Raw genomic sequence first — 22,872 nt, 5'->3', positions numbered from 1 at the left:
TCGCCCCGAGGAGTAGAACTCCGCCGACTCGCACTGCACGGGTGAACTCACAGTCCAGATTAGGTGGACTGCTGAAGCGAAACCGCGGCCGTATACTCCGCGCGGCGAGGAATACCGTCTATATTTTGCTTGGGGCCGACACTGGCACAGCACATACCCCCAGCTTCGAGTGGAATCTCTCCCGCCGTGGGACGCTCGCTTGTGGTCGGCCGACTCCGGCGGTCGCCGCGGGGAGATCAGTCGCCCAACTCTGCCCGTGTGTCCTCAAGTGCGGCGATAACGGCGTCGAGTTCCTCGCGGGCCGCGGCTGCCCCGTGGAACGAACACAGCGAGTGGGCACGGTTCTCGATGGCCCGCCGACACGCGGTCATCTCCTCGTGCCAGTCGTACCCGCTCTGCTTGAACAGATAGTGGATGAGCACCCACGCACCGATCCCGGCTGGGTTCGTGTCGGTCCGGTCGCCGACTGCCGGTGGGTCGTCGTCAAACCGCTCGAGCAGTTCGAGCGTCGTGGGGATGGTCGCAGTCCGGAGCCGGTAGTTGAGCGGCCCGCCCGTCTCACCGAACCGTTCACACATCTTCTCGCGAGCGGTCTCGACGTCCAGCGCGGCGTCGACGGCATCCCAAGGCTGTCGTGTCCACGAGGCGAGCAGACCGTCGTCGACATGTTCGTCCCAGCGGTCCGTCTCTGCGTCGAGCGCGGCCGTCGGATCTGGGGCGCCGTTCACGACGACGATGGCGCCCCCGTCGCCGGGGGTGATTGTCTCCCCGCCCGCGAGTTCGATTGTGCCACGGTCCCCGGCTGCGCCAATCCGCCAGAACCACACCGACGCGACGGCCTCGTGGGCAGTGAGCCGCCGGTAGGCATCGGGCATGTACCGTTCGACGAATGGGCGCTCGTTCTCGCGTGTCGTCCGGAATACCACTTGTGTGGTCTGCATACCCGGCTGCGCGGCCGCCGGCTGCCTTAGTGTTTGGAGAAGAACATTTCACTACCGGCGGTCAGCCGCGGAACGGCCGGTCAAGGTGCACGTGGACGAGCCGTTCGCAGTCGGGTTCCCCACAGACCGGACACAGTCCTGCTGACTCGTCCGTGCGTTCAACTTGTGGGCCGTCACCGGCGACGACCACCAATCGGCTACCACGGTGGTTCAGCGTGTACCCGGCAGCCGTCTCGCGGACGTAGTGGTCGCACAACTGTGTGAGGTGGTAATTGAACCGGCCAGAGTCGCGGACGCCGACGCGCTCCCGGAGCCGCGTATACGACAGCGGCTCATCGGCCTCTGCCAGTGCTCGAAGCACGTCGACACGGATCTCATGGGTGAGCGCCGCGAGCGCTCCATCGAAGCCGTCGTCGGACACGCTCTATACTACCGGTCAGCCGTTTCGTATATTTTGTGTCGCAGTGGATGACGCAGTCTTCGGCGGTGGAGCTTCCCTCACGATGTGACTCCGCCCGGCGAGTGTGATTGTTCTGCGGCCGGCTCACGCTGTCGGCTGGACAGGCCTTCGTCTGGGGGTGAGGAATCTCTCTGCGAGTTCGGTGTCATAATCGGTGGGCAATCTGCTACAGAGCCGAGATGTATCGCCGGACGGCTCGCGCGTACCCTCCGGCAGCCAGTGGCAGCCAGTACTGTCGGGAAATTAACGGTTAAGTCCGTGAGAGACATACACATGATTGCCTCGGGATGAGGCCGGCGCGGCCGCGCACGCTTGGTTGGACCCGCCGCGGTCGCGTCTCGCGGATAGACGACAGTTATTACTCGCCGTGACTCCAGAGTTCAGCCGTCGAATGGCTCGTATTGCTCCCGCCGACAGGGTTCCGCTGTTGGCCGCGGTCGTGGTGATGCTGCTGGGGAACGTGGCCGGCTATCTCGCTGGGGCGACGGTGTATCTCACCTATCTCGCTGCACCGGTCGCAATCGGGGCGTTCTGTGGTGCCCGGTATCTGCTCCACGGCGACCCGCTACCGGCTGCCGTCCGGCCGTAGCCGTGTCCGCTGACGGAACGTCGTTGGTCGTCGCGAGCACGGCCACAGACGATGCACACGCCACTGTGGCGCCCTCGGTGGCGCGTGCGCTGTCGGCGGCCGACGGCGAAACCGTCGCTGTGACGACGCCCGCCGGCGGTCGCACTGTCCGTGAACTCACCGTCGACGAGACAACCGACGCCGGCACCGTGGCGCTCGGCGCCCAGACGGCCGAGTCGCTGGGTGTCGCCGATGGCGACCGGGTCATCCTCAAGAGTGTCACCCCGACGACGGCCGACCATGTCGTCGTCGCGCCGGTGGCCGATCTCGCCGTCCGAGGAAGCGAGCGGGCTGTCGCCGAGGCGCTGGGGGACCGACCGCTAATCGCCGGGGATACCGTCGCCGTCTCACTTCTGGGCGGCACTCTCGAGATTCCCGTCCGCGTCCGCGAGACGACCCCCGACGACGCCGTCGTCATCGGCCCGAACACGGAGGTGACCGTCGAGGCCGGACCCGCCGGGCCCGCGAACGGGCGGGCGGCGACAGCACCAGTTCCTTCGTCGGCGGTCGGCGGCTACGAGGCGACCGTCGCGGAGTGTCGCTCGGCGCTCGTGCGGCCGCTCACCGCTCCTGACGCGTACACTCTCGACGGTGGGTCCGCTGCCAGCGGCGTCCTCGTGACCGGTCGGGCAGGCGTCGGCAAGAGCCACCATATCCGTCATGCGGCCTGGCTGGCCGAGGCGACGCTTGTGCGCGTCGACGCAGGCCGTCTCGCCAGTGCTGGGTACGAGGCCGTCGCCGACCGGCTGGACGACGCGGCGGGTCGCGCGGCGGGCGCCGCCCGGGCCCTCGTCCACGTTGACGATCTCAACGCGCTCACCGACGACGACACCACGGCGCGCCACCTCGGGCGACGCCTCGGCGAGCTGTCGGACCGGCCGGGTGTCGTCGTCGTTGGTGAGGCGACCGACGCCGACGACCTGCAGACGGCACTCACTCGGGGGGACCGACTGGGCCGCCGCATCCGGGTGCCGCGTCCGACCGCCGACGACCGAGCGGCTGTCTTCGAGACACTGACTCGGGGGCTGCGGTTCGCCCCAGATGTCGACGCTGGCGCGGTCGGCCGCCGCGCGCTCGGCTACGTCGCAGCCGACCTGCTCGCTGTCCGGGCCCGTCTCCTCGAGGTGGCGCTCGACCGAACGGACGGCGCCTCGCGGCCGCTGGTAACTGCAGACGACGTGAGTGCGGCACTCGATGCGACGACTCCCAGCGCCGCGCCGGCCATCGAGGCGTCTGTTCCGTCTGTCTCCTTCGACGATATCGGTGGGCTGGCGGACGCGAAGCGGGAGCTCCGCCGGGCTGTGGAGTGGCCGCTCGTCCACGGCGAGGCGCTCGCGGATCTCGGCGTCGATGTTCCGGGCGGTGTTCTGCTGCACGGGCCGCCCGGGACGGGCAAGACGATGCTCGCGCGGGCGGTCGCCTCCAGCACCGACGCGAACTTTCTGGTCGTGAACGGGCCCGAACTGTTCGACAAGTTCGTCGGTGAGTCTGAGCGAGCGGTCCGCGAGGTGTTCGAGCGGGCCCGTGCAAGTGCGCCGGCGGTTGTCTTCTTTGACGAACTCGACGCGCTGGGGGCCGCCCGCGGCGAAGCGGGCGCTGCGGCGCCGGAACGGGTCGTCTCACAGTTGCTGACGGAGCTGGACGGACTGCGCTCGCGCGAGCAGGTCACCGTCGTCGGCGCGACCAACCGGCTTGACCGCATCGACGAGGCACTGCTCCGGCCGGGTCGGTTCGACCGTACCGTCGCCGTGCCCCTGCCCGACCGGGCGGCCCGAGCGGAGGTCATCCGTATCCACGCCCGCGACGCCCCCATCGAGGGGCTCGACGCCGCGGCGCTGGCCGACCGGACCGAGGGCTACTCCGGGAGCGACCTCGCTGCGCTTCTCCGAGAGGCGAGTCTGCTCGCGCTCGAGGAGCGGCTCGACGGCGACCGCCGGCCTGGCGATGTGGCTGACTCCGTGCGGGTGGCGAGCCGGCACATCGAGCGGGCCCTCGAGCGGGTGACGCCGTCGACAGCCGCCGGCAGTCACTCGGAGTCGACCACGACGGACGGCTCGCGGTGAAGCCGGAGGACCGAAACGGCCACGCCGATGAAGGCGACGAACTCGACGGCGAGCACGGTCAGGAAGGCGGGCCAGAACGCCAGCCCGAGCCACGACCGCAGCGCCGGCAACACGAACAGCCCGACGACCGCGACGGCGACCGACACAAGGAGGCTAAAGATGGCACTCCGGTTCAGTGTGGCCGGGGCTAGGTCCGTCTCGTCGCCGTCGCGTGTGCGCTCCATATGTGTGTTCTCGTATCGTCGCGGCGGCGCAAAAAACGAATCGACGCGGTAACGGATCGCGCCGGTGGTGTTAGTCGGCTGCCGACTCCTCAGCGGACGGCGTCGGGGCGGAGCTTCCGGTGATGGCACGGCTCCGCAGCAGGATGAAGCCGAACCCGACCTTCGCGAACAGGTCGAGGATCATGAAGATGAGCGTCTCGCCGAACAGCCCGACGAGCGCCAGTCCCTCGGTGCCGACGAGCCATGCCACCGGATAGACGGCCCACGACACGAGGGTGACGTTCCGCAGTGCGGTGAACGTCGAGCGGGTGTCTTCGTCGGCACCCGCAACAGCCTCGCCCAGCACCGCGACGAGGTAGTAGAGGATGAAGATCATCGCGATGGTGCTCATCGTCCAGAAGGCGAACCGCGCGATGGGGATCTTCATCAGCGTGGCCGCGAGGCCGGTGACGATCATGAACGCGTCGAGGCCGATGAGTGCCCCGATGTCCTGCCGGCTGGCACCAGCCAACAGGCCGATGTCAAGCAGCAGCAGCGGTGTCGTGAACAGCCAGTCAGCATACCGGGCCCAGTAGACGTCAACGACCCGGCCGGTGACAAGTTCGACCTCGGTCAGCCCAAAGCCGAAGAACATCGACAGATACGACGCTGCTGCGATGCCCGGGATGAGGATGGTGATGATGTAGTACTCCTTCTCCTCGGGGTCGGTGACACCCCAGCCCTTGGAGATGAAGTAGACCATCCCGAGTAGCATGCCAATCGTTCCGAGGGCAAGCCAGATGCCCTCGCCCGCTACGCCAAGGCTCCCCATTTGCAACGCTGGTATCGTCATACGACACGTCAAATAACACACGACTCAGGTTTAAAACCACCTACAATGTGAACACTCTGCCGCAAAATCACGCAGGTTGCCGCCTCTCCGGGATATCAAACAATATACGGACTGCCGACACATACGTTCACAGGTATGACCGACGAGGAGCCAGCCACCGAGGAGACTGACACCGAGACGGAGGCCGACGCGGAGGCAGAGACAGAGACGGAGGCCGACGCGGAGGCAGAGGCGACGCTCGACGTCGAGGCCGCCCAAGAGCGTGAGGAGACGGTCGAACAGCTGCGCGAGCAGGTAGCCGAACAGCAGGCCCGCATCGAAGAACTCGAGGACATCATGCTCGACATGTCCGCCCGCGCAGCCCACGATGGCGGGACCGGCGTCTGTCCGGACTGTCACGGCCCGGTCATCAAGACCAACCCGTTCCTCCGGAGCCCAAAGGTGAAATGCACGTCCTGTGGACGGGTCTTCCACGAGTACTGACCGCCGGCTTACAGGTGATTCTCCCTTGCTTATGTTCGTCGGTTCCGAAGAGTTTATATAGAATCATGGACAATCTTCTAATGGAATCGAGGTGACCAGCCATGGCGCTCGTCAGACGCCCAGCGAACTCCTGGATGCAGCGGTTCGACCTGCCGAACCAGCTCTTCGAGACCGGGAGCAACGACTACGAACTGTACGAAGAGGACGACGAGTTCGTCCTCAGCGTGGAGCTACCGGGGTTCGACCCCGACGAGATCACCGCCACGTGGGACGACGGCGTCCTCAACGTCGCCGCCGAACACGACGACGAGACGCGCGGTCAGCGGAAGACGTACCACCGACGCTTCCGCTTCCCGAAGGATGTCGACGAGGGCGCCATCGAGGCCAGCTACAACAACGGTATCCTCGAGGTGCGGCTGCCGGTCTCGACGGGTGCGGCCGTCGCCGGCACTGAGATCCCCATTGAGGCCTGACGACGGGGCGTTCGCACCCGTCTGACCGGTTCTGCCCGTATCTGAACGGAGGTGACAGCCATGAGTGTCCGTCTGACGGTCAAACAGCTGAAGGACAGAGAGCCCGGTAGTGGTATGGCTGTCATCGACCGCGAGGCGTTGTCAGAGCTCGGCGTCAGCACCGGCGACTTCGTCCGTATCGAGGGCCGTGACGGCGCCGAGGCGGTCGCGCAGGTGTGGCCAAGCGACGCGGAGGATGCCGGCCGCGGATTCGTCCGCATCGACGGTGACATCCGGCGGTCGGCGAACGCAGGCATCGACGACCGGGTCGAGATCGAGCCGACGACCGTCGACGCTGCCGAGCGTGTCTCCGTCGCACTTCCGGGGAACCTCCGCGTCCGCGGCGATATCACTCCACACCTGCGTGACCACCTCGTCGGCCGGGCGGTTGCCGCCGGCCAGACGCTGTCGTTCCCGGTCGGCTTCGGGACGCTCGCCGGCCGCACCGGTCGGCGCATCCCGCTGCAGGTGGTCGACACCGTCCCGACCGGGACGGTCGTCGTCGAGTCGGAGACGGCGCTCGAGGTGGCCGACCAGCCCGCCGAAGAGGTCGCCGCCGGCGACGAGGCTGCCGGCGAGCCGACGCCGGCGCCCGCGGTCACCTACGAGGACATCGGCGGGCTCGACGAAGAACTCGAGCAGGTCCGCGAGATGGTCGAACTCCCGATGCGACATCCCGAGCTGTTCCAGCAGCTCGGCATCGAGCCGCCGAAGGGCGTCCTGCTGCACGGGCCGCCTGGGACGGGCAAGACGCTCATCGCCAAGGCCGTCGCCAACGAGGTGGACGCCCACTTCCAGACCATCTCCGGGCCGGAGATCATGTCGAAGTACTACGGCGAGAGCGAAGAGCAACTCCGCGAGGTGTTCGAGGAAGCCGAGGAGAACGAGCCGGCCATCGTCTTCATCGACGAGATCGACTCTATCGCGCCCGAGCGCGACGAGGTGAGCGGCGATGTCGAGCGGCGTGTCGTCGCGCAACTGCTGTCGATGATGGACGGACTCGACGAGCGCGGCCAGGTGACCGTCATCGGCACCACCAACCGTGTCGACGCGGTCGACCCCGCGCTCCGGCGGCCCGGCCGGTTCGACCGCGAGATCGAGATCGGCGTCCCCGACCGCGAGGGGCGCCGCGAAATCCTCGGCATCCACACCCGCGGGATGCCGCTTGGCGAGGATGTCGACCTCGACGCGTACGCCGAGCACACGCAGGGGTTCGTCGGTGCCGACCTCGAGAGTCTGACGAAGGAGGCCGCGATGCACGCGCTTCGACGCGTCCGGTCTGAGCTTGACCTCGACGCGGAGCGCATCGACGCTGAGGTGCTCGACGCTATCGAGGTGACGGAGAGCGACTTCCGCGAGGCGCTCCAGGGCGTCGACCCGTCGGCGCTGCGCGAAGTGTTCGTCGAGGTGCCGGACGTGACCTGGGACGATGTCGGTGGGCTCGCCGAGGCGAAGACGCAGCTGCGCGAGACGGTCCAGTGGCCCCTCGATCACGGTGACGCCTACGACCGCGTCGGGCTCGACCCCGCCACAGGTGTCCTGCTGCACGGGCCGCCTGGGACGGGCAAGACGCTGCTGGCGAAGGCTGTCGCCAACGAGGCCGACGCCAACTTCATCTCCGTGAAGGGGCCCGAGCTGTTCGACAAGTACGTCGGCGAGTCCGAGAAGGGCGTCCGCGAGGTGTTCGAGAAGGCTCGCGAGAACGCCCCGACGGTGGTCTTCTTCGACGAAATCGACGCCATCGCGGCCGAGCGTGGCTCTGGCGTCGGTGACAACACCGTCGGCGAGCGGGTCGTCTCCCAGCTGCTAACCGAACTGGATGGCCTCGAGGATGTCGTCGTCGTGGCGGCCACCAACCGGCCGGATCTCATCGACGACGCGCTGCTGCGGCCCGGCCGGCTCGACCGCCACGTCGAGGTGGCCGCCCCAGACGAGGCCGCGCGGCACGCCATCTTCCGCATCCACACCCGCGATAAGCCGCTCGGCGACGACGTCGACCTCGAGGCTCTCGCGGCTCGGGCCGACGGCTACGTCGGTGCCGACATCGAGGCTGTCTGTCGGGAGGCGGCGACCCGTGCGGTCCGCGAGTACGTCCAGTCGGACGCCGACGCGGCCGTCGAGGATATCGTGGTGACGGCCGACCACTTCGAGCAGGCGTTCGACGCCGTCGACCCACAGGAGGCCGGCGTCGACGCCCCCGCCTCGGCCGTCGCTGCCGACGGTTCGCCCGCCTGAATGCCCCGTCGTTAGCGGGCGCACACAGCATGCTGGAGGTGAGAGTATGAGCGTCGACGAGATGACGGTAACGCGCACGCTCGAGCGGGCGATGCGCTTTCTTGAGCTGGGCGCGGCCGGCCTGCTGGTCCTATTGTTTGCCGTCGGTGTGGCCGACTTCGGACTGAAAATTATCGGACTGGCGGCGTCCGGCCGTATCACCAGTCCCCGGGCGGTCGTCGGGCTCATCGACACCGCCCTCCTGCTGTTCATCATCGTCGAGGTGTTCCTCACCGTCGTCGCCTACAGCCGCGACGAGCCCGTCGTCCGTATCGTCCTCGTGGCCGCGCTCATCGCCATCGCCCGCAAGGTCATCACCTTCCGGACGACGAGCTACGCCAGCGTTGAGGCGGCACTGACGGCCGCGGCCGCCTACGGCGGGCTGCTCGCGGTGCTGGCCGTCGGCTTCTATCTCATCAGTCGGCTCCCGCCCGGGGAGCGGTGTGAACTCGTCTAAGCCGCTCAGTCGTCGTCCGTCTCTCCCTGCCCGGCCAGCAGCGGGTTCAGCATCGCCATCGGGTCCATCTGTGTCGTCGCCCCGTACAGGTCGAACGGGTCCATTGCGTCGATCACGTCCATCGTCTCGGCGTCCGTCGTCGAGGCGGTGACGCCGCCCAGATAACCGAGTGCGGCACCCCAGCCGGCGCCGACTCCGGCGCCGACGGGCCCGAACACGGCGCCGCTCTCGGCGCCGGCGGTCGCGCCCTCCTTGGCACTCTCGATAATCTCTTTCGAGTGGAACAGCGTCAGCATGCTTTCGTCGACCATTTGTTCGGGCGCATCTTGGCCGAAGAGCCTCTTAACGCTCGTGTCCGGCGAAACTACTGTGACGCGCTACCGCGTGTCATGGCCATCATTCCGGTTCGTGAGGCCGCCAGGCGGCGTCGTCCCGCGGAGAGGGCCCCGGCGGCGCGGCAGCGGCCTCGTAGTAGCGGTCGGCCGCCGTCAGCAGCGCCAGTCCTGCCAGCGTGTCCCGGGGCCGGGCGCCGGTGACGAGCGTGTGGCCCACGGCCGCGGCCGTGCAGCCCGATAGCACGTAGGTCGCCTGCTCGCGGCTGTGCATACTATCGCGTGGACCGGCAGCGGTATGGCTCTTTGCTCTCAGTACCAGACGGTCCCGCCGTCGACGTTGATATCCTGGGCCGTGATGGTCGCGGCCTGCTCGCTCGCGAGAAAGGCGACCAAGTCAGCCACGTCATCGGGATCGGTAAGCCGGCCGAGCGCGGCGTCGTCGGTGAACACTTCCTGTTTGGCCGCCTCGAAGGAGAGCCCGCGCTGGTCGGCCTGGCGCTCGATGACCCGATCGATACGGTCGCCGCTGGTCGCGCCGGGACAGACCGCGTTGACGGTGACGTCATCGTCGCCGAACTCGACGGCCAGCGTCCGCGTCAGTCCGATAAGTGCCATCTTCGAGGCGGCGTACGGCGTCCGGTCCGCCAGCGGCCGTTTGCCGCTGATGGAGGCGATGTTGATGATTCGGCCGTGGTCGCTGGCCCGGAGGTGGGGGGCGGCGTGTTTCACACATCGGAATGGGCCGGTCGCGTTCACGTCCATCGTCTGCTGCCAGTCGCTGACCGTCACCTCCTCGACGGGTGCTGTCGGCCCGGCGATGCCGGCGTTGTTGACCAGACAGTCCAGCCCGCCGAACGCGTCGACAGTCGCGTCGACAGCCGCCGCGACGCTGTCTTCGTCGGTGACGTCCGTCTCGACGGCAATCGTCCGCTCGGGAGCGTCGATACGGGCGGCCGTCTCGTGAATGCCGTCGCTGCGGGCGGCCAGCGTCACCGACGCTCCGCGGTCGGCGAGTTCGAGCGCGATCTGCCGGCCGATACCGCCGCTGGCGCCCGTCACGAGCGCCGTCGTTGTCGCGAGGCTCACGTGTCTTCACCGCTGTCGTCGTCGAGGTCGACGCCCCCGCCGGGCGACAGCGCCAGCTCGCGGGCGAGCGCCCGCCCGTCGGAGGTGGTGATGCGCCGTTCGGCGGAGATCTGGTGGGCGTGAGTCCCCTCCAGTTCGCAGATCTTCGCCGCCCACGGAGCGATACTGTCGGCTCCCTCGGCCGTCAGCTGCTGGTGAGTGAGCACCTTCAGGTAGGTGGTCACGTTGATGCCGCCGCTGTAGCGGGCCACCTCCAGCGTCGGCAGCGTGTGGTTCGTCCCGACGGCCTTGTCACCGAAGACGACTGGCGCGTGGTGGCCGAGGAAGACGGAGCCGTAGTTGCGGAGGTCGTCCAGCAGGGCCCGCGGGTCGTCGGTCATCACCTGCAGGTGTTCGGGCGCCCACTCGTTGGCGAGTGTGGCCGCCTCCGCGAGGTCGTCGACCAGCACCACCTCGCCGTTCTCCGCCCAGCTCTCACGGGCTACCTCCTCGGTGTCGAGCGCCGGCAGCTGGTCGTGGAGTGCGTCGACGGCCGCCTCAGCTACGTCGCGGTCGGTCGCGACGAGTGCCGCCCGCGAGCGGGGGTCGTGTTCCGCCTGCGCGAGCAGGTCCGTCGCGACCAGCGACGGGTCGGCCGTCTCATCGGCGATGATGAACACCTCTGTCGGGCCGGCGAGGAAGTCGATACCGACGTGGCCGTACGCCTGCCGCTTCGCCTCGATGACGAACACATTCCCCGGACCGGTCACCTTGTCGACGCTCGGAATCGTTTCGGTGCCGTAGGTCATCGCGGCGATGGCCTGGGCGCCGCCGGCGACGTACACTGCGTCGGCGCCAGCCTGGTCGATAGCATACAGCTGGGCCGGCTGGAGGGAGCCGTCCGCCTGTGGCGGAGCACACGCGATGACCTCGTCGACGCCCGCGATGACCGCCGGGACGATCGTCATCGCCGGCGCAGCCACCAGCGGCTTCCGGCCGCCGGGAACGTACACGCCCGCCCGCTCGACGGGGACGAGCCGCGTCCCTAGTCGGACGCCCGGCTCCATCTCTCGCTCGAAGCCCTCGAGGTTGGCGAACTGCTCTTCGTGGAACGCCCGGACGTTCGCGATGGTGTTGTCGATGGTACGTCGCTCGGCCTCGGTGAGCGCCTCCGCGGCCGCCTCGATTTCGTCGTCGTCGACGCGCAACTGCTCGCGGTCGACGTCGTCGAACTTCCGGGTGAGTGCGCGGACTCCCGCATCTCCGTCCGCGCGGACGGTGTCCATGATGTCGCGGACAGATTCGGTGACATCCTGGGGGATTTCGAGTGCGGCCTCGCCGGCCGACTTGAGGTACTCTCGTGACATGCGCGAGCCGTAGCAGAGCAGCGACAAAAACCCGCGGGACCCCGCACGCACTCGCCGCAGGGTCGTGGCCGGCCCGTCTCCCGTCACGCCCCGAGTCTGTGGCTGGGCGCGCTACCGGCGACACGTCCACGGACGATGTGGCGGACGAGCAGACGTCGACGACGCTCGCGACGGGTCACCGTGTCGAACTCCCGGTCGAACTCGCGGGGCGGCTGCTCGGCGGCGTCTTCGCCCTACTGCAGCCGCGCCTCGAGCGGCTGTTGCCCGACGGACTGACGCCGGTGCGGGTGATTCCTGGCAGCAGACGACGGTCACAGTGGCGAGCGTCGCCGCCCGCAGCGCCGGTGTCGACGGGTTAGCGCCGTCCTGGCGGCTCGCTGTCGTTTGGCGACCACCCGCGGGTGGTCCGGATCTGGGAGGTGGGGCTGGGCGGTCGCGCGCTCGCCCGGGGTGGGCTGGACGGGTCGGTCCGGTTCTACGCGCCGGCGCCCGTCTGAGTTCACACGGGGACGAGCAGGACGGGCACCGCGTGGGTCGCCAACACTGCCTCCGTAAGGCTGGCGTGGACGAAGCCGTCGACGGAGCCGCGCTCGACGTCGCCCATGACGGCGTACGCGAACTCGCGGTCCTCAGCCAGCAGCGCGTCGGTCACCAGCTTCTGGCGGGAGACGTTGGTGTCCTCGGAGTGTTCCGCCCGGACCGCGATCTCGATGTCGACCTTGACGTCCGGGGCTGTCGCCGCGAGGACGCGCTCGATCTCCGCGCGGACTTCGTCGGCCGACTCGTCGGGCGTCTCCTGGACGTGATAGACGAACAGGGCGTCGCCGGCGGCGGCCGCCCGCTCGGCAGCGACCGTCAGCACCGTCTCGCGGCCCGGTTCACCGTACGCGACGAACAGCGTGCTCACGCCGGCTGTTCGGGCCGTGGTGGCTTCAGCCTGCGGGGCCTGCCCCTCGATGTGGCCCGGCGTGAGAAAATGCGAGCAGACGCCCACCACTTCAGGGGTGGGAAGATGTCAAACCGGGTAGCTTCTTACCTACAGAGCCACACCCACGCATAGATGTCCGCGCCCCCGGCCCACCCGAAGACGCCTGTTATCGGGCACACAGTGGACGTGATTCAGGATTTGCTCGGCTTCCACGACGAGGTGGCCGCCGAGACGGGCGATCTCGCCCGCGTCGACGTACTGGGTGTCGGCGAGTACTGCATCGCCGCCCACCCAGACCACTTCGAGCAGATACTCGTCACCGACCCGGAGTCGTTCGCCAAGACCGTCGACTTCGAGATCGCGTTCGGCCAGAGCGTCCTCACGACCGAGGGGGAGACCTGGCGCCGCCAGCGCGAGGATCTTGAGGAGTTCTTCTACCCGGGCAAGATTCGCTCGTACGCTGACGACATGGTGGGGTTCACCGAGCGCCGGCTCGACACGTGGACGCCCGGCGAGACGCTGTCGCTGTACGAGGAGATGCGCCATCTCACGCTGGAGAACCTGTTCGGCACGCTGTTCGACCGGCCACTGCGTATCGGCGCGGACGAACAGCTCCGGCAGGCGGCCGACGATCTCAACCTCTGGTTCAAGGCCTCCTCGTACGCGCTGCCGCGGTGGGTACCGACGCCGGCCCGCCGGCGATTCCACGAGGCCGTCGACGTGCTCGAGACGGAGGCCCGCCGGCTCATCCGCGAGCGGGAGCAAGCCGACGGCGGCGACGACCTGCTGTCGACGCTGGTCGCGCTCCGCGAGCAAGGCGCGTCCGGCATGACCGACGACGAGATCGTCGACCAGCTCGTGACGATGATTTTCGCCGGCCACGATACGACGGCGTTTGCGCTGACGGCCGCGCTCCACCAGCTCGGCACCCACCCAGATGTGCGCGAGCGCTTCCATGCCGAGCTGGCGGACGTGCTCGACGGCGCGCGGCCGACGCTGGCCGATGTCGGCGACCTCACCGTGACGGCGAACGTCGTCAACGAGACGCTGCGACGCTACCCGTCCTTGTTCACCATCCCTCGGAAGACGACCCGCCCGGTCGAACTCGGCGGCTACCAGCTGCCGGCTGACACCCGCATCCACCTGTCGTTCTGGCGTGCCCACCGCGATGAGCGGTTCTGGGACGACCCCGACGCCTGGCGGCCCGCTCGCTGGACCACCACCTCGCCGCGGGAGCAGGGCCACTCGTTCGTCCCGTTCGGTGCCGGCCGGCGCGCCTGTATCGGCCGCCGGTTCGCCCGGCTGGAGGCGACGCTCGTGCTCGCGACGATCGGCCAGCGGTACCGGCTCGACCCGAAGGGCCCGCTCGTGCTCGAACCCGAGATGACGATGAGTGCCGGCGAGGGCGCGCTCGCCCGGGTGCACGAGCGCGACGGCTGAACGTTGACACCTCGGACAGAGTCGACGTGTCTGCCGACTGACGCCAGACACGGCAGCGGCCTGGCCGAGCGATCGCTACACAGACCACGTCCGGATGGGCACCCGACCGGCGCCGGTTGGGACAAGTCGTTCACCGCCCGGTACTCTCGCCCGCCCGAAGGTGCCGACCACACAATATGGCAACTCCGTCCGTCACAGCAGGGGGCGGGGGAAATACGGTCGATACGGTGGGCCGACGGCCTCCACTCGTGTGTGACGCGCCCGGTTGAGTGGACGGCTGCCGCGAGCCGCGTGGGAGCCCCATGGCGGACTGTCCGCCAGTATCGTCGTCCCGTCGACGGTGTCCGTGTGTCGGTGGTGCTCGCTCGTCGCCGGCATCGCGACGCTGGACTCGGCCGCCAGCCCGCTCTGTGTCTATGTGGGTCCGCTCGAATAACGAGGGGGAATAGCCGGCGGTCGAGCCCCGCTCAGAGGCTGGATAGCCTATAGGCACGGTATAACCGCTCAACCGCCCGCAAATCGCATCCGGCTTAAACGCGAGCCCACGCATCTATCCGTGTCCTGACCCACAAATCCGGTATATGCGCCCTCTCAGCGTCTGATACCGGCATACTGCGCTGTGCGTCAACCGCCACCCCAGAATCCAGTCGTCCTCGGCGTTCACAAATCTACCGTCGGAGCGGCTTACGCGTGGCATTTTGGCGGGTTTGCGTGCTCCAGTCTGTGGAGTTGCATGGTAGTAGCGGTCGTCGTCGCCCCTCGAAATTGCCTATACCGGCTCGAATCAGCCGCGAGCACCGCTGAGACGGCTCCAGAGGACCGTCACTGAGGTGATGCGTGTCAGTAGCCGTCTCCCGTGATATCCCGGCCATGAGGGCCTGACACGACGCATTTGCCAGTGCGACGGCGACCACCCCCGATGGTGGGTGAAACCCGCGGCATTTCCGATTCGGCCGGCTGACCTCCGCTATCGGCACTATCTCGGGCAGTACGGACCCGCCACCCCGCCGCCCCGGCGCTCAGAATCTGCCGGTAGCGCCGGTACCACGCACGATTCGCACCGCCGGTTCGTCCGGTTGCCAACCGACTCCCTGCGACGTTCAGGCTGACAGCCCTATCACCGCCAATAGAGCGGTGATAGTGGACGATACCGGGCATATAGGCCGTCCAGCGCCCCGTTTAGTTCATGAATACGCCGAGTTTGTCGGGCGTCACCGCCGCTCGCGGAGGTATACGACACAGCGTCCACAGCAACTTTTCTCTCCCGATCCGTCTCCTCGTGTCAAGGTGTTCTCATCACGGCTCCAGACGATGCCGCTACTTGATGGGTGGCTCAGCGTCGTCAGGCACGTGGACCGAACCCGCGGAGATGCGTCAGGGACGCCACCGCCACTTCTGATAGCGGTCGCGCCGGTCTTATCTATCTTGGCTGGTAATTACTCACATGGGTCGTCATGTCCTGGTCGCCGTCGACGGGTCCGCCGAGTCGGAGGCTGCCCTCGAGTACGCACTTGAGGACCTGGCCCCGGCACGGGTGACGCTGCTGCACGTGGTGAATCCGACCGGCCACGTCGGCGGCAGCGACGAGGACTACTTCGACATCGCAGCCTACCACACGCACGCCGAACAGTGTCGCGAGCGGGGCGAACAGCTGCTGGCGACGTGTCGCGAGACGGCGGCCGCACACGATGTCGCCGTCGAGACGCGTTTAGAGACGGGGCGACCGGCCCGCGAGATTCTCGACGCTGCCGACGAGACCGACGTTGACCACATCGTTGTGGGGAGTCGCGGTCGCTCTGGGCTCGGGCGAGTGCTGTTCGGTAGCGTCGCCGAGACGGTCACCCGCCGGGCCTCCGTCCCCGTGACGGTCGTCCGGTGACCGGAGGCTACACTGCGCGTTTGACTCTCCTCAAGACATTCATCCCAAGGGGCGGTAGCCGCGAGTGATGAATCCCGGCCAGGCCGCACGCCTCCTGCTGGTGGCGGTGCTCGTCGTCGGCGCCGGCTGTACTGCCGTCGGACCAGCGGGCGAGCCGACGCCCGAGCCATCCGAGACGCCACCGACACCGACGCCGGGCGACCACGAGAGTGCGATGGACCAGCCGGACGCCAACAAGCGTGTCCAGGTGGCCAACGAGTGGAACCAGTCGGTCACAGTCTCGGTCCGTGTGGTGCGGGTCGCGACGAACGAGACCGTCTATGCCACCCGCTCCGAGGTCGCCCCCGGCACCGACCGAATCGTCTACAACCTGACCGCCGCCGACCCGACGGGTGTCGAGTCGTTCCAGATTACCGTGACCGCCCGCAATACAACCCAGTCGGTCACCATCCAGACGAACAAATGCTACGGCGATGCGTACGCACAGATCCGCGAGGACGGGAGCCTCTACGTCTACTATGCCATCTGCTGAGATGGCGGTGGCTGTCCTCAAAGCGACGGGTAATTGTCGGTGCGCCGACGAGTACACGGACAGAGATGCGCTGGCCTGATTCCGCGGCGGCCGTCCGTCGCAAGCCCCTCCAGGCGGCGAAGCTGTGCGGCATCGGGCTCGCCGTCGTCCTCGGCGTCGCCGGGTTCTTCCGGCTCATCGATGCCCGTGGCCTGACCGATGTCCCGCTGCTCGGCGACGGCCAGTTCCTCGCGCTCGTCGGGGTGCCTGCGGTCGCGGGGCTACTCGTCGCCGTCGTCGCCCTCGAGACCGTCGTCGCCGGCTACCGGACGCTGACCGCCGCGCCGCCGCGCTGGCACCGTCTCACCGAGCGGCCCGGCTACGTGCTGGTGCGCGGGCTCGAGGCCGCGGCCGCCGCCGGCTGTGTGCTGTTCGGCGCCGCCGCGGTGCCGGCGCTCGGTGCTCCGGATACCCCCGCGCCGATCGGCGTTGGCCTCCTGTTGGGGCTGTTCGTCGCCGGCCTCGGCCTGCTGGCCGCGAGTTTCGTCCGTGCGGGTGCCGAACTCCTCGTCTTCGAGTGAGCAGATGCGGGGCCGTGCGGCTCACCACGCTAGGGTAATCCCAGCTGCTCAGGCGGCCGTTCGCCCACCGGCAACGCCGAGCACGTACAGTGGCCCGGCGGCGGCGACAGCTACGACCGCCGCGCCCGTCACCAGCAGTGGCCCGAGCAGGAACAGCGACCCGCCGAGGTCGGTGAGCGGCGCAACGACTGCAAACCCACCGTAGATGACCACTGTGCAGGCCACGAGGAGCCGCCGGGTCGCTCGGGCATCGCCGACGCCGGCGTCACTCCACCCGAGCGCGACAGCCGCCGGGAGCACGACCACGCCCGTCAAGATACCCCGATGGACCGTGCTGAGTGGGAGCGTCGCTCCGGCGCCGACTGCGGGCACAGCAGCCACCGCGACACCGATGCCGAGTATGCGCCACGGCGATCCGTGCCGACGGAGGGCTGGCAAGCCAACGGCGGCCCCGCACGCAAGCAGAACTCCGCCCACGACGCCGCCGAGGATGAGGAGGCCCGTTACCGCCGGGAGCGCATCCGCCTCGACGATGAGCGTCCACACAAGCAGGAGTCCTCCGCCCACGGCGACGGCCGCGCCGAGACGCTCGGGCGAGCGGTCGGCGACCCGCCCCGCGACCCGCCGGATCGCCGCCAGTCCGCCGACCACGACGGTTCCCGGTACCACGACGAACAGCGCGAGATTCCGGAGGATGACGCCCCCGAGCGTGCCGAGGATGGCGATCGTACCGACCAGCCCCGGCGCCGGCGTCCCCTCGGGCGCGAACACGACGAACGGGCCGTTCTGGACGCCCGGCAACTCGCGAGCCGTCAGCCGCCGGTCGTCGACGTCGCCGAAGCCGCGGGCGATGGTCGTCCCCGACGGCGCGACGACCGTCAGTTCGGCTGCGCCCAGATCCGTGTAGACGTACGCTCCCGGCTCGTCGCGGAAGTAGGTGAGCACCTGCGTCCCGAACGGCCCCCGCTGGACCACGTCGGCCGTCCGGTACCGGATGACGACCGTCCCGTCGGTCACGCGAACTGACTGGAAGTCGTGTGGAATGCCGTCGCCGTAGCGGATGCCGAAACTGTCGGTCGCGACGTCCCGAGCCAGCGACGCGTTGGCCGCCAGCCGGGCCGTGACGCTGTCGTTCGTCGGCGTGACCCGTGCCGTCCACGTCGCCGAGTGGTTCGGGTGGACCCGGACGGTCGCCGTGCTCGCGGCGATATCCGTCTCAAGCCCGTGGCTTCCAGCCGCCCGGACGAACCCCTCGTCACAGGGGGGACACGCCGAAATCGGCGCCGGACTCGCGGCCACCAGCCCGGCCGTCGCGACAATCCCGACCACCCCGAGACAGACGAGCAGCCAGCGCGAGCGAGCACCCATGTCGGCTGATTCTGGGCCGGCCACCCCACAAAGTGTGGCGGTGGCTCAAGCGGCCGTTTGACCCATCCGACGGCCGTCAACGGCTCGACAGGAGGCCGCCCACGGCTGTTCGGCGCGCATGGGCCCGCTCACAGCGGTGCAAGGCGGACGTCTGTCCCACCCCACTGCATCGCTTCAGGGTGGGGAGTTCACTGGCAGACGATGGTGTCGGTCGCCGGGGTCAGCCGAATACGCCCACCGATTGGGAGTGGCGCGACCGGCGTCGTGTGGCCCCAGTCGACGCCCAGGACGACCGGCGCATCGGGGTTGTACCGGCTCACCTGGTCGATGACCGTCTCGTAAAGCCGCTCGCGATAGGCGTGCCGCTCGTCGCGGGGCGGCTCAGTAACGAAGCTCCGCGTCGGCGGTCGACCGACGAGCACGCCGGCGAACCGCGCCAGCAGCCCCCGTTCGCCAAGACACATCAGTGTCGCGCCGACCTCTGCGGGCGCCGGAATATCCTCGGCAGTCTCCAGACACAGTATCGCCCCGTCGAGCGCCCTCGGCGCCGGCAGATACCGGTCGGTCGCGAGCTGCCAGGCGAGAATGGCGCGACAGCCGCCCCACAGCCGCCCCTCGACGGCCGTCTCACCGCCCGCCCACCGCCGCCCGGGATTCGGCTCGTAGGTCGGCTCCGTATCCATCGCCGACGGGCCCGTCCACCAGGTGGACGGCTCGTCGGTCCACCGGTTGGCCGGCGCCAGCTCTCCCAGCCTCTCTTCGAAGAACGCCCGCCGACAGTAGCGGGCCGTGTACGCCGGCAGCGCCCCCGGGACGGCGAGTTCGTTCATCAGCTGGGCGCCGTTATACGAGACGAGCCCGGCCCGCCAAAGGAATAGATTGAGATTGGTGTTGTCGCTCATCCCGTAGAAGCGGGTCGGGTTGGCCCGCAGGATGTCGGCGTCGAGATGCCGGAGGATGCGCAGCTGGTCGTGACCGCCGATGGTCGCGATCACGCCCGTAATCGTCGGATCCTGGAATGCCGCGTGGATATCGGCGGCTCGCGCCCGCGGGTTCGCCTCAAGAAACGCCGTCGACTGGCGGGCCGTCGGATAGACGACCGGCTCGAGGTCGAACCGCTCGCGAAGCCGTCGGAGACCGAGCCTGAACACGTGTGGGGCGTCGCGTGCACCCCCACTCGACGGCCCGACGATGGCCACACGGTCACCGGGTGACAGCGCCGGTGGCGTTGTAACCCTCACTGTGTCCCACCGGTTTCGGTGGCCGTCACTGGTGTCTGAAGGTCTGTCCAGTAGACGTCCCCGTCGTACCGGACGAGATAGGTCCCTGCCGCCGTCCCGACGGCGTCGTCCGGCGCCGCCTGCTCCCAGACCTGCTCGACGTCATCGTGAGGCCGAAAGCGGGCCGCGAGCGAACGAAACGCCTCCGACGGCTGCTCACCCGCCGGCACCGTGTACCCCGCGTCACCGGCGATTGCCTTGCTGACGAGCTCCTGCTCGGCGGTCGACAGGCCAGTCAGCCTGAACACGTTCTCGCGACGCACGTCCCGGCCGTAGGCGGCCGCGGACTCGCGTACCACCTCCGCGGTGTAACAGTACGTGTAGATGGGCAGGCTCCGTGACCCGTCGACGGTGAATCGCCCGCGCGTGTCTGCGTCCCACACGATGATGCTGGCGACCGGCTCGGGAACCAGGGCCGACGTGGCGATCTCTGACTCGGGGTAGACGAACGCCGACCCGATGCCGAGGAACGGATCCGTCGCGAGGCCGTGCTCGCGGAACTTCGCTCGGTCGACCGCCGGAAGAGCGTCGAAGCGAACCGTCGCCGCGTCCGTGACGGTCCCCTCGACGGGGTCGAGCGTGAACGAAAACGACCGCGCCGGCGTCGTCTCGAGTACTCTGACCGACAGCTCGTACACCGTGCCCTCGTACACGAGCGGTCCGTCCGTCGGCAGCCGCTGCTCCGTCGCCTCGATGATGGTGTTGTCCGTCTCGACGATCTCGCCGACCAGCTGGTACCGCTCGTTGTCCGGGTCGGCCTCGAGTCGGTGGGTGACCCTGCGGGCAATCTCCGCGTCGGTGACGGCAGTCATGCTGATGGCCGCACTTGGCGTCGTGGCACAGCCGGTGCAGCCACCGACCGTCGCGAGTGCCGCGGTCGTCCCCGTCGCCAGAAACTGCCGTCGGTTCACGGGTCTCACATCTCGCCCCCTGTGTAAAAAGCGCCGGCGTGGCTCAAACGCGTGTCTGAGTGGCCCCGACCGGGAGGGCGGCGAGGCTTCGCGGCTCGTGACCGCCTCTGCCCGCCTGGCACACGAACATCTTCGCAGTGAGGTTCGTGCCCACCCGCCTCGACCGGTCACGTATGGCACAGGGTGACCCGCTGGCAGCGACCGAGGCACCGGCCGACCGGCCGCGCGTGACCGTCGACACAGCCGACCTGCCGCCGCCGGCCCCGCTCACGGAGACGCTCGAGCGGCTGACTACCCTCGACGACGAGACCGTCCTCGTCCAGGTGAACGACCGCGCCCCACAGCATCTCTACCCGCGCCTGGAGGAGCGCGGCTACGCGTACGCGACCGTCGAGCAAGACGAGCAGGTCGTCACGGCCATCTGGCTGCCGTGACCGCATGATCCCCGACGCATACCCCACCCCATGACGCTCCCGTTCATCGGCGACGATGACGACCAGTTCGACCCGCCCGACGCGTTCGTCCCCGAGCACCTTCCCGACCCAGGGCCGTGGCTTGCCGACCATGCCGTCCTGACCGGCACTGCTCACGTGGACTTCCACTCGACCACCCGCGAACTGTTCGAGCAGCGCGGTGTCTACGACGTGACGTTCGGCTACAATCTCGCCCGGCTGAACCGTGACCGTCGCTACCCAGATGCGGGCTTCCGATACGCGGTGTCGGCCGACGAGCCGGCCGTACTCCGGGCGGTGTTCACCCCGACGACGGAGTTTTGCCCACAGACGGAGACGCTCGCGACCGCAGCCTTCCGGGCGTGGAATGGACTCGCCGACCGCCACGACTACGACCGCGTCCGGGTCCGCGTCGCTCCGTCCCATCAGGCCGCCACCGCGGTCAACGAGACGCTCGCAACCCTCGACGAACGGCTCCGCACGACCGGCACCGTCCCGACGCCGACCGAGAGGTCGCCGCGCTGACGTCGCTGGTCGAGGGTAGACGGCCCGGCGCCTACTTCTCGGCCGGGTCGCTCCCGGCCAGCAACGCCGCCACCGACCGGCGGCCGTGGTCGCGGACGACCAGCCCCAGGTTCACGGCGAGCAGCCCCGCTCCACCGACCAGGGCTACCCACCCAGCCAGCCCAGCCGGCGCCGGAAGCCCCATCTCGGCGCCGGCACGCAGCAGGACGCCACCCGTCAGGACGACCCAGTCGGCCCGGGCGAGCCGGCCGTCGTACAGGTCGTCGATGCCAGGGACGGGGTCGAGCCCGAGCCGGGCGGCGTAGCGGTGCTCCCAGACGATGAACGGGACGACGTGGTAGAGTGTACCCACGACGATGAAGCCGACGCCCCCCAGCCAGAGCAGCGCCGGGCTTGCGCCAAACAGCGTCGCTCGGGCCAGCGGCGCGGCGAGCCACGCCGGCAGCGTTGTCACCGCCCACGCGAGCAGCGCCACGGCTGCCACGGCATACCGAGCCACCATCGGCGACCGCTCGGCTGCCGTCGCGACGTGGCGGGCGAGCGTGCCGACAGCCGCCGTGAGTCCACATAGGAGGAGCAACCCACCGGCGCGGGCGACGGCCGTGACAGCGACGAGTCGGCCGATCGTGAGCAGCCCCACACCGAGCGGGTACGCGACCGTCTCCAGCCGGCGCAGGCGGGCGTCGAGCGCGTCGTCGCTGGCCCCGGTGAACATCGGGCCGAGCTGGGCGAGCGCGCCGAGGACGGTCGTCACGACGACGCCGAATCCCGCCAGTGTCGCGTGGGCCGCGACCACGCCCGCCCGGGCGACGGGCAGCGCGCCAAGGAGCGCTAGCTGGGCGTCGAGCGCGAGTGTGTACCCGAGCGTGCTCGCGCCCACCAGCGCGGCAAGCGCAAGCGCGAAGTGCCCCTCGACGATGTCACAGGCGCGCAATGGCGGCAGTGTCCGCCCGAGATTGTACGCGAACGCCCAGAAGCCGACCAGCAGCGGGAGACCCGCGACGGGCGCCAGCCCGGGTCGGCCGCCGACCGCCACCGCCAGACCGGCGACCCCGACAGCGACGAGCCACAACTGCCACCGGGCGAGCCGCCGGGAGTAGAGTTGCCGGCCCGACCAGACGGGGACGAACTGCGTCATCGCCCCCATGATGGTGAGACAGAGCCAGCCGACCAGCAGGAGATGCCGGTAGGCGGCCTGCAGCGTGCCGGTTCCGAGCGTGTCGACCACGCCGACGACACCTGCCGCGAGCAGAAACCCCAGCGCGACGAGGAAATGCCCCAGTGGTACTGCCATCGGCGGCCCCCGGTCGGTGTCGAGCGCGTCCGGAACGTGCGCCATACCCGTCGTCGGGAGGC

The 22,872-nt window shown here is 68.8% G+C and carries 26 protein-coding genes; 13 read left to right on the top strand and 13 right to left on the bottom strand.

Features of this window, described 5'->3' with window-relative positions:
• Positions 1–236: 236 nt before the first annotated feature.
• Together ABEJ63_RS06055 and ABEJ63_RS06050 are read right to left on the bottom strand one after the other, a co-directional pair.
• A complete protein-coding gene (locus tag ABEJ63_RS06055; RefSeq protein WP_375795461.1) occupies positions 237–941 on the bottom strand; it encodes a hypothetical protein in 705 nt (234 codons plus the stop codon).
• 61 nt (positions 942–1,002) lie between these two features.
• Positions 1,003–1,362 (bottom strand): ArsR family transcriptional regulator, encoded by a 360-nt coding sequence (locus ABEJ63_RS06050; RefSeq protein ID WP_375795460.1) that lies wholly within the window; start codon positions 1,360–1,362, stop codon positions 1,003–1,005.
• A 430-nt stretch (positions 1,363–1,792) separates the two neighbouring features.
• Between ABEJ63_RS06050 and ABEJ63_RS06045 the strand changes: the two genes are divergently transcribed.
• Positions 1,793–1,990, top strand: coding sequence for a hypothetical protein (locus tag ABEJ63_RS06045; RefSeq protein WP_375795459.1), 198 nt, complete (start codon positions 1,793–1,795; stop codon positions 1,988–1,990).
• Positions 1,991–1,992: 2 nt separating this feature from the next.
• Positions 1,993–4,092 carry an AAA family ATPase gene (locus tag ABEJ63_RS06040; protein ID WP_375795458.1) on the top strand — a complete coding sequence of 700 codons (2,100 nt, stop codon included), beginning with the start codon at positions 1,993–1,995 and terminating at the stop codon, positions 4,090–4,092.
• Here the strand turns inward: ABEJ63_RS06040 and ABEJ63_RS06035 are convergent.
• Both ABEJ63_RS06035 and ABEJ63_RS06030 read right to left on the bottom strand, forming a co-directional pair.
• Positions 4,056–4,316 carry a hypothetical protein gene (locus ABEJ63_RS06035; RefSeq protein ID WP_375795457.1) on the bottom strand — a complete coding sequence of 87 codons (261 nt, stop codon included), beginning with the start codon at positions 4,314–4,316 and terminating at the stop codon, positions 4,056–4,058. The two genes, ABEJ63_RS06040 and ABEJ63_RS06035, sit on opposite strands and share 37 nt — an antisense overlap.
• A gap of 70 nt (positions 4,317–4,386) precedes the next feature.
• Entirely contained in the window at positions 4,387–5,148 is a 762-nt protein-coding gene (locus ABEJ63_RS06030; protein ID WP_375795456.1) for a bacteriorhodopsin, read from the bottom strand.
• Between the two features lie 135 nt (positions 5,149–5,283).
• On the opposite strand from ABEJ63_RS06030, the gene ABEJ63_RS06025 reads away from it, so the two are divergent.
• From ABEJ63_RS06025 to ABEJ63_RS06010, 4 genes are all read left to right on the top strand, one after another.
• Positions 5,284–5,631 carry a hypothetical protein gene (locus ABEJ63_RS06025; RefSeq protein WP_375795455.1) on the top strand — a complete coding sequence of 116 codons (348 nt, stop codon included), beginning with the start codon at positions 5,284–5,286 and terminating at the stop codon, positions 5,629–5,631.
• Positions 5,632–5,732: 101 nt separating this feature from the next.
• Positions 5,733–6,104: an Hsp20/alpha crystallin family protein gene (locus ABEJ63_RS06020; protein WP_375795454.1), complete on the top strand. Its 372-nt coding sequence runs from the start codon at positions 5,733–5,735 to the stop codon at positions 6,102–6,104.
• A gap of 60 nt (positions 6,105–6,164) precedes the next feature.
• The gene (locus ABEJ63_RS06015) at positions 6,165–8,378 is read left to right on the top strand and encodes a CDC48 family AAA ATPase (RefSeq protein ID WP_375795453.1); all 2,214 of its coding nucleotides are present in this window, start codon (positions 6,165–6,167) and stop codon (positions 8,376–8,378) included.
• A 46-nt stretch (positions 8,379–8,424) separates the two neighbouring features.
• Complete coding sequence (locus ABEJ63_RS06010) at positions 8,425–8,874, top strand: phosphate-starvation-inducible PsiE family protein (protein WP_375795452.1); 450 nt, start codon at positions 8,425–8,427, stop codon at positions 8,872–8,874.
• Positions 8,875–8,879: 5 nt separating this feature from the next.
• Here the strand turns inward: ABEJ63_RS06010 and ABEJ63_RS06005 are convergent, their stop codons facing one another.
• The 4 genes from ABEJ63_RS06005 to hisD all read right to left on the bottom strand — a co-directional run bounded on the left by ABEJ63_RS06005 (position 8,880) and on the right by hisD (position 11,641).
• Positions 8,880–9,185: a hypothetical protein gene (locus tag ABEJ63_RS06005; RefSeq protein WP_375795451.1), complete on the bottom strand. Its 306-nt coding sequence runs from the start codon at positions 9,183–9,185 to the stop codon at positions 8,880–8,882.
• Between the two features lie 85 nt (positions 9,186–9,270).
• On the bottom strand, positions 9,271–9,480 hold the full coding sequence (locus ABEJ63_RS06000; RefSeq protein ID WP_375795450.1) for a hypothetical protein: 210 nt from the start codon (positions 9,478–9,480) through the stop codon (positions 9,271–9,273).
• 38 nt (positions 9,481–9,518) lie between these two features.
• Positions 9,519–10,295 carry an SDR family NAD(P)-dependent oxidoreductase gene (locus ABEJ63_RS05995; protein WP_375795449.1) on the bottom strand — a complete coding sequence of 259 codons (777 nt, stop codon included), beginning with the start codon at positions 10,293–10,295 and terminating at the stop codon, positions 9,519–9,521.
• Positions 10,292–11,641, bottom strand: a complete 1,350-nt coding sequence (gene hisD / locus ABEJ63_RS05990; RefSeq protein WP_375795448.1) for a histidinol dehydrogenase — start codon at positions 11,639–11,641, stop codon at positions 10,292–10,294. The genes ABEJ63_RS05995 and hisD overlap by 4 nt, the downstream gene beginning before the upstream one ends.
• A gap of 98 nt (positions 11,642–11,739) precedes the next feature.
• Between hisD and ABEJ63_RS05985 the strand changes: the two genes are divergently transcribed.
• Positions 11,740–12,000, top strand: coding sequence for a hypothetical protein (locus ABEJ63_RS05985; RefSeq protein WP_375795447.1), 261 nt, complete (start codon positions 11,740–11,742; stop codon positions 11,998–12,000).
• A gap of 140 nt (positions 12,001–12,140) precedes the next feature.
• Here ABEJ63_RS05985 and ABEJ63_RS05980 read toward each other — a convergent pair whose 3' ends face one another.
• Entirely contained in the window at positions 12,141–12,548 is a 408-nt protein-coding gene (locus tag ABEJ63_RS05980; protein ID WP_375795446.1) for a universal stress protein, read from the bottom strand.
• Between the two features lie 153 nt (positions 12,549–12,701).
• On the opposite strand from ABEJ63_RS05980, the gene ABEJ63_RS05975 reads away from it, so the two are divergent.
• The 4 genes from ABEJ63_RS05975 (at position 12,702) to ABEJ63_RS05960 (ending at position 16,980) form a co-directional block, all read left to right on the top strand.
• Positions 12,702–14,009, top strand: a complete 1,308-nt coding sequence (locus tag ABEJ63_RS05975) for a cytochrome P450 (protein ID WP_375795445.1) — start codon at positions 12,702–12,704, stop codon at positions 14,007–14,009.
• 1,444 nt (positions 14,010–15,453) lie between these two features.
• Positions 15,454–15,888 (top strand): universal stress protein, encoded by a 435-nt coding sequence (locus ABEJ63_RS05970; protein ID WP_375795444.1) that lies wholly within the window; start codon positions 15,454–15,456, stop codon positions 15,886–15,888.
• A 67-nt stretch (positions 15,889–15,955) separates the two neighbouring features.
• A complete protein-coding gene (locus ABEJ63_RS05965; RefSeq protein ID WP_375795443.1) occupies positions 15,956–16,420 on the top strand; it encodes a hypothetical protein in 465 nt (154 codons plus the stop codon).
• A 65-nt stretch (positions 16,421–16,485) separates the two neighbouring features.
• Positions 16,486–16,980, top strand: a complete 495-nt coding sequence (locus ABEJ63_RS05960) for a hypothetical protein (protein WP_375795442.1) — start codon at positions 16,486–16,488, stop codon at positions 16,978–16,980.
• 48 nt (positions 16,981–17,028) lie between these two features.
• On the opposite strand, the gene ABEJ63_RS05955 is transcribed toward ABEJ63_RS05960, so the two are convergent.
• The 3 genes from ABEJ63_RS05955 to ABEJ63_RS05945 form a co-directional block, all read right to left on the bottom strand.
• A complete protein-coding gene (locus ABEJ63_RS05955) occupies positions 17,029–18,348 on the bottom strand; it encodes a hypothetical protein (RefSeq protein WP_375795441.1) in 1,320 nt (439 codons plus the stop codon).
• Between the two features lie 188 nt (positions 18,349–18,536).
• Entirely contained in the window at positions 18,537–19,589 is a 1,053-nt protein-coding gene (locus ABEJ63_RS05950; protein ID WP_375795440.1) for a S66 peptidase family protein, read from the bottom strand.
• A complete protein-coding gene (locus ABEJ63_RS05945; RefSeq protein WP_375795439.1) occupies positions 19,586–20,539 on the bottom strand; it encodes a hypothetical protein in 954 nt (317 codons plus the stop codon). Before ABEJ63_RS05945 ends, ABEJ63_RS05950 begins: the two co-directional genes overlap by 4 nt.
• Positions 20,540–20,712: 173 nt before the next feature.
• Between ABEJ63_RS05945 and ABEJ63_RS05940 the strand changes: the two genes are divergently transcribed.
• The gene (locus tag ABEJ63_RS05940; protein ID WP_375795438.1) at positions 20,713–20,973 is read left to right on the top strand and encodes a DUF2249 domain-containing protein; all 261 of its coding nucleotides are present in this window, start codon (positions 20,713–20,715) and stop codon (positions 20,971–20,973) included.
• Positions 20,974–21,003: 30 nt separating this feature from the next.
• Positions 21,004–21,516 (top strand): hypothetical protein, encoded by a 513-nt coding sequence (locus tag ABEJ63_RS05935; RefSeq protein ID WP_375795437.1) that lies wholly within the window; start codon positions 21,004–21,006, stop codon positions 21,514–21,516.
• A 31-nt stretch (positions 21,517–21,547) separates the two neighbouring features.
• On the opposite strand, the gene ABEJ63_RS05930 is transcribed toward ABEJ63_RS05935, so the two are convergent.
• Positions 21,548–22,855: a hypothetical protein gene (locus ABEJ63_RS05930; RefSeq protein WP_375795436.1), complete on the bottom strand. Its 1,308-nt coding sequence runs from the start codon at positions 22,853–22,855 to the stop codon at positions 21,548–21,550.
• Positions 22,856–22,872 lie beyond the last annotated feature (17 nt).

This window comes from Halosegnis sp. (assembly GCF_042216475.1).
GTDB lineage: Archaea > Halobacteriota > Halobacteria > Halobacteriales > Haloarculaceae > Halosegnis.
The sequence above is the reverse complement of the archived record's forward strand: the minus strand, read 5'-3'. Positions and strand labels throughout refer to the sequence as shown.